This is a genomic window from Tardiphaga sp. (genome assembly GCF_025356345.1).
GTDB lineage: Bacteria > Pseudomonadota > Alphaproteobacteria > Rhizobiales > Xanthobacteraceae > Tardiphaga.
In genome coordinates this window covers 1-6,066 of record NZ_JANXTC010000359.1, presented here as the reverse complement: position 1 = coordinate 6,066, position 6,066 = coordinate 1, and the positions used below count along the sequence as shown (strand labels likewise).

The 6,066-nt window shown below is 62.0% G+C and carries 5 protein-coding genes and 1 pseudogene; all 6 read right to left on the bottom strand.

The annotated features are described in order from the left end of the window. The coding region (locus Q0S16_RS21560) for a hypothetical protein (protein ID WP_295852865.1) at window positions 1-273 on the bottom strand (273 nt) is incomplete at its 3' end. A gap of 126 nt (window positions 274-399) precedes the next feature. Then, entirely contained in the window at window positions 400-1,494 is a 1,095-nt protein-coding gene (locus Q0S16_RS21555; RefSeq protein ID WP_295852862.1) for a LuxR C-terminal-related transcriptional regulator, read from the bottom strand. 429 nt (window positions 1,495-1,923) lie between these two features. Next, window positions 1,924-3,096 (bottom strand): MFS transporter, encoded by a 1,173-nt coding sequence (locus Q0S16_RS21550; protein ID WP_295852859.1) that lies wholly within the window; start codon window positions 3,094-3,096, stop codon window positions 1,924-1,926. Between the two features lie 184 nt (window positions 3,097-3,280). Further along, complete coding sequence (locus Q0S16_RS21545; RefSeq protein ID WP_295852867.1) at window positions 3,281-3,712, bottom strand: RidA family protein; 432 nt, start codon at window positions 3,710-3,712, stop codon at window positions 3,281-3,283. Between the two features lie 55 nt (window positions 3,713-3,767). Continuing rightward, entirely contained in the window at window positions 3,768-5,435 is a 1,668-nt protein-coding gene (locus Q0S16_RS21540) for an AMP-binding protein (protein ID WP_295852856.1), read from the bottom strand. 150 nt (window positions 5,436-5,585) lie between these two features. Beyond that, window positions 5,586-6,066 (bottom strand): annotated as a pseudogene (locus Q0S16_RS21535) (alpha/beta hydrolase); the annotation flags it as partial.

The window sequence follows — 6,066 nt, the reverse complement described above, 5'->3', positions numbered from 1 at the left end:
GCCAAAAGTTGTAGATAAATACCACTTCGCGTCACCTGAATGGGTGAGGCGAGATCGAGCAGGTTCACGTACATCAATACCGGGGGAATTGTTTACGGGCTGCATTTTCAGTCGGTCGACGCTCCAATTACCGCCTCGGCGGACCATGTATTGACGACTGCTCGATTTTGAAGAGACATATTCGTGCTCAGGCCGGCCTTCGGGCCGGCCTTTTTCGTGCAGCTGCCAGAGCATGGTTCCGTTCGGAACAATCTTGTCCCGGACGTCGTTCACGGCGTCCCCGCGGCGCACCGCGGGCTGTGATGTTAGACAAGGTTCCAGCTCGGCGGAGCGGCGCAACAGTGCCGCACCGCGTCCGGGCCAGGATCGCAAACCGCTTCAATCTCGTTGAAGCAGACCTTAAATCAGCTGCATTCGCTGCTGGCCCAGCAGGCTGACGAGATCGACCTGACGCTCGACGCCGGTCTTGGCGAAGACCGACTTCAACTGGGTGCGAACCGTATTGAGACTCACGCTCTGCAGCTTGGAAATCGTATCGACCGTATTGCCTTCGGTCAGCATGCTGGCAACTCGGGCTTCCGCGGGCGTCAGATCGAACAGCGCCTGTAACAGTTCCGGCGCCGGACTCTCGTGCTGGGTAATCGGCGTCAGAAACAGGATCGAAACCGCACCGGCGAACACTTCCAGCCCGCCCAGCCGGATCGGAAGCAGATGGGCGATCAGCGGGGGATGCGTTTCAGTACCGGCCACCGGAATCGACCGCCCGTTGCTCGACGACGACGGCCTGGCGACCGCTTCGAGGAACATCGTCTGCGCAGCGGGAGCAGCGAAATGGACCTGGTTCTGAGCGCCGATATGCACGCCGAGACCATTGGCGACGAAACACGGATTGGCCGTAATCACGCGCCCCGCACCGTCGATGGCCGCCGCTGGAAGCCCGATCATATCCAGCGGGCCGACGGCGGTGCGCGCGCGTTCGAAACCAAGCCGCCCGGACAACACGCCGGCGCGCGCCAGATGCGGTCGCAATTCGTCGAGCTGCGCGGCGACTTCGCGCGGAACCGGCCCCTTGGCAAACGCCTTTTCAGCCGACAGAACCAGCATATCACCTGACGGACAGGTGATTGTGGTGCCTACACACCATCCTAGGCCGCCGGGCCGCAGGAGATCGGTATAGAACTTTTCCTTGTCGAGTTCTTCCAGCGTGAACTTATCAAGGTCGGTCAGAAACCGGGGCTCGTTCGGAACCACCATACGCGCGCTTCGCGGGTTGTTTTGCGCATAGGGACTCTTGGTCCACTTGTCGATCCGGTCGTGCAGGCTGTCGGAGGCAATCCAGCGCGGCGTTCCCGGCGCGACGGAAAATATCATCGCCCCCTCGGCGTCGGCAATTTTGGCGAGCTGATCAAAAACTTTCGGCCAGCGTTCGGGCAACACGCTCGCTTCGTAGATTTCATCGACCAGGGTTTCGAAGTTAACGTCGTGATCTAGCAATGTTGATATCCGGGGATCAAAGCAGAACGGTTCTAATCTGCCGCAGCGTTACACCTTCAATCGCGCCGTTCGTAAACAAAATGTCATCAGGGGTTTTGATCGCCGAAGCTCGAAAGCCTAGCCGGTTGGGTCGTTACGTTCGCCACCGAACAATAGATTTCTACAAATGGACTTCGAAAGATACGTGATCGGCAGATTGCCAACCGTTCAGGTTGTCCGGACAAAAGAATCATCCACAACGCGCGCCATGCGCCTGATCGGCAGTCGCAATGAATTGATCGGAATTTCATATTATCAACAGGCACGCGGTCGGGTCGCGGCCCCAGCTATCGAATTTCGACAGGTGGGCGGAGCGAGAACAGCCTCACTATGTCGGAAACAGCACAAAAACAGACTTCGACTCCGTACGATCCGTCTCGACCCGCGAGCTCAATTCGCTTTCGCCGCGGGCAGCTCAGGCGGCAGGATGAGCGCCGCGACGATCACCAGGATGCACAGCGCCGAGAAGGTATGCAGCATCATCATGAAGCCGCCCTGCTCATACAGCCAAGCCACCAGCCCGACCGAGGCGCCGGCCGCCGTGAAGCCGACGAAGTAGCGAACGGCGTAGGCCCGCGACCGCCATTCGTCGCTGGTGTACTTTCCGACCATCGCCTCATTGACGGTGATCTGCCCGAACAGTCCGACAATGATGCCGATCGCAACCACGATCAGCGAGACGTTTGATAGTGACGCTGCGAAGTACAGGAACGGCGCCAGTATAAATGACAGCGGCACGCAGACCGATTTCAGCGAGTAGCGGTCGATCAATCCGCCGATGTTGTACTGGGTCAGCGCGCCGAACACATAGACGCCCGCGGCGATGACGCCGAGCAGCGCGGGGCTGTGCGTGAGATCCGACAGACGCTCGGCAAACAGCTTCGGCAGCGCTACCGTGATCGCATTAAAGGTGGTGGAGATGGCGACCACGGTGATCAGCAGCGCCAGGATCACCCGCCACATGTCGGACTTGGCGACGCGCGACTGCGCCGCCGCCTGCCTGAACCCCGAGCGGTCTTCATGCGCGACGCCACGCATGAAGACGACACCGGCTGCCAGGGTCGCAATGCCGGGAATGATGAAGGCCCAGCGCCAGCCGAGATATTGTCCCACCACGCCGGTGACCAGCGCCGACGATGCCACGCCGAAATTTCCGAACACGCCGTTGATGCCCATCTCGCGACCGATCCGGTCGGCGTAGGACACGATCATCGCGGTCCCGACCGGGTGATAGATCGCGGCGAACAGTCCGATCGCGAGCAGCGCGGTGCCCAGCTGCAGGGGCGTCCGCACAAAACCCACCGAAATCATCGACAGGCCGATGCCGAAAAAGAAGATCACCATCATGTGGCGTCGGCTCCAGCGGTCTCCCAGCCAGCCGGTGACCAGAGATCCGGCGCCGAAGGCGATGAAACCCGGCGTCGCATAGGGCAGCAGTTCGGAATAGGTCATGCCCATGGTCGGCCCCATCACGATCACCGCGGCCGCGAAAATCAGCATCGCATAGTGATCGATGAAATGGGCGACATTGACCAGAGTGATGACCCGGGCGGGTACGTTCATTGGACAGATCCTGCGAAGCCTAACATGCATGTGCAGTTGCGCATTCGGAAAGCGGATCGTCAATGTCCGAAGCGAAGCCGTAGGGTGGGTCAGGCACCCTTGCGCCGTGACCCACCATCTTTAACGGCGCCGCGGAAGCGGTGGGTTACGCGCTTCGCGCCAACCCACCCTACCGACCGCGGAATCAGCGCGGCACCACCGCGGTGGCCTCGATCTCGACGCGCGCCGCGAGTTCCACCAGTCGCACCACCTGCACCAGCGCCATCGCCGGATAATGCGCGCCAAAGATCTCGCGATAGATTTTGCCGAGCGCCTTCAGGTTGCCGAGATATTCTTCCATATCGACGACATACCAGGTCAGCCGCACCAGATGCTCGGGCCCGGCACCGCCTTCGGCAAGCACCGCGGCGATATTGCTCAGCGCCTGCCGCACCTGCGCCGTGAACTCCGCCGGCAGATGGCCCGCGGTATCCCAACCGATTACGCCGCCGGTGACGACGATGCGACCGTCGGCGGTCATGCCATTGGCATAGCCCTTCGGCGCCGGCCAGCCGGAGGGCTGCAACACCCGCGGTCCGGACAGGGCTTCGGTCTTCGACGTCGCCACAACGGTCAAGGCAGGTCCCTTCGGTACGGTCACCGGCAAGTCTCCATCAACAACATTCCGAATTTCATTCCGCGGCCATCGCCGCGGCGCTGGCCTCGGCGATCTGGCGTAGCGCAAATCGCTTCAGTTTCCCGGTCTCGGTCTTCGGCAGCTGGGCGACGAACTCGATCGCCCGCGGATACTTATAAGGCGCGATCTCGCGCTTGACGTGGTTCTGCAGCTCGAGCGTCAACGCATCATCGCCGGCGAGACCCGGCGCCAGCACGACATAGGCCTTCACCAGCATGCCGCGGGCTTCGTCGGGACATCCGACCACGCCGCAATCGGCGACCGCTTCATGCGTCAGCAGCGCGGCCTCGACATCGGGGCCGGCAATATTGTAGCCGGCGGAAACGATCATGTCGTCGGACCGGGACTGGTACCAGAAGTAGCCATCCTCATCCATGACAAAGGTGTCGCCGGTCACGTTCCAGCCGTTCTGCACGTATTTCAGCTGGCGGGCATCGGCGAGATAACGGCAACCGGTCGGGCCGCGCACCGCGAGTCGGCCGATCGTGCCCGGCGGCAAATCGTTGCCTTCGTCATCGACGATCTTGGCGATGTAGCCCGGCACCGGCTTGCCGGTGGCGCCCGGGCGGATTTCGTTTTCGACCGTGCTGATGAAGATGTGCAGCATCTCGGTGGCGCCGATGCCGTCCATCAGCTTGATGCCGGTGGCCTTCAGCCACGCGTCGAAGGTGCCCTTCGGCAACGTCTCGCCGGCGGAAACACATTTTCGCAGCGAGGAAATATCATGCGTTCCCATCTTGGCGAGCATGGCACGGTAGGAGGTCGGCGCGGTGAAGCAGACGCTGACCTTGAAGCGCTCGATCGCCACCGGCAGGTCGTTCGGCCCGGCCTGCTCCAGCACCACGAAGGACGCGCCGATATGCAGCGGGAACAGCACGCCGCCAAAGCCGAAGGTGAAGGCCAGCGGTGCCGAGCCGATGAAGCGGTCCTGCTGGCTGGCGCGCAGCACGTTGTGCGCGAAGCCGTCGCACACCGCGAGCATGTCGCGGTGAAAATGCATGGTGCCCTTCGGCTGTCCGGTGGTACCGGACGTGAAGGCGATCAGGCAGACATCGTCGGAAGCGGTATCGACGGCGGTGAATTCAGGGCTGGATTCCGCGATCATCGACTCCAGCGAGCCCGGGGAGTTGGTGCCCCAATAGACGATCCGCCGCAGTTCGGGGGCGGCAGACTTCACCTTTTCCATCTCGTCGGAGAGTTTGCCATCGCACAGCGCCAGCGCAATTTTGGCCTTCTGGATCGGATAGGCCAACTCCTTGGCGCGCAGCAGCGGCATGGTCGCAACGCAAACGCCACCGGCCTTGAGCACCGCGAGATAGGTCGCGACCATCATCGGACTATTGGCAGAGCGCAGCATCACGCGGCCGCCGGTCACCAGGCCAAGCTTGCCGACCAGCACGTTGCAGATCCGGTTTACCAGCGCCTGCAGCTCACGATAGGTGTAGCTGTCGGTGAGGCCGAACATGCAGGGCGCATCGCCACGGCCTTCCTCGACCCAACGATCAAGAAACGGCACCACGCAATTGAGGCGCGCGGGATATTGATACTCCGGTCGGGTGAACAAAAACTCCGGCCACTGTTCGAGCGGCGGCAGATTATCCCGCGCGAAGGTATCGACGTGGGCGGTATACGCCTGGGTGAGGTGAGCCTCGGCAGCGGCCATTGCATGCTCCTGTCACTGATCCGCCCGGCAGCGCGAACCCAATATCATTTTAGACTTAAAACATATTGGCGCAACTGCGGGGAACGGGCGCGCGGCGGATTTTTTTAGTTGCCGGCCGAAACACCCGCGGCAAGTTTAGGCAAATGCCGCCTAAGCCCGCGCCAATTGCTTCAATCGAAGCGTCATCGGCGATTTTGGATCGGCCATGCCGGCGATCACGGTAAAATGGTTGGCGCCGGGAAACGTGTGGTAGCGCGTCGGGATGATGGCGCCCCAGGCATCGACAATCGTCTGGCTTTGCCGAAAATATTCCGCGCTCTCCTCGCCACCCACCACGGCATCCAGGCTGCCGCGCGCCGGCGCCGGCCAGAACAGCGGGCTCACCTCGCGAGCGCTCAGTTCGTTGAGGTGCAGCGGCGCGTTCACGGAGGTCGATACCAGCGGCACCAGATCGAACAGGCCCGAGATCGAATACACCGCGCGCACCAGATCGCCCGGCAAGGCGGCGTCGATGGCGCGCCATTCGGTAGCCAGCATGCACGCCGCCAGATGGCCGCCGGCGGAGTGACCCGACATCACCAGCGGCCGGCCCAATCTTGCCAGCTGCCGTGTCATGTCGCGCATCTGCTCG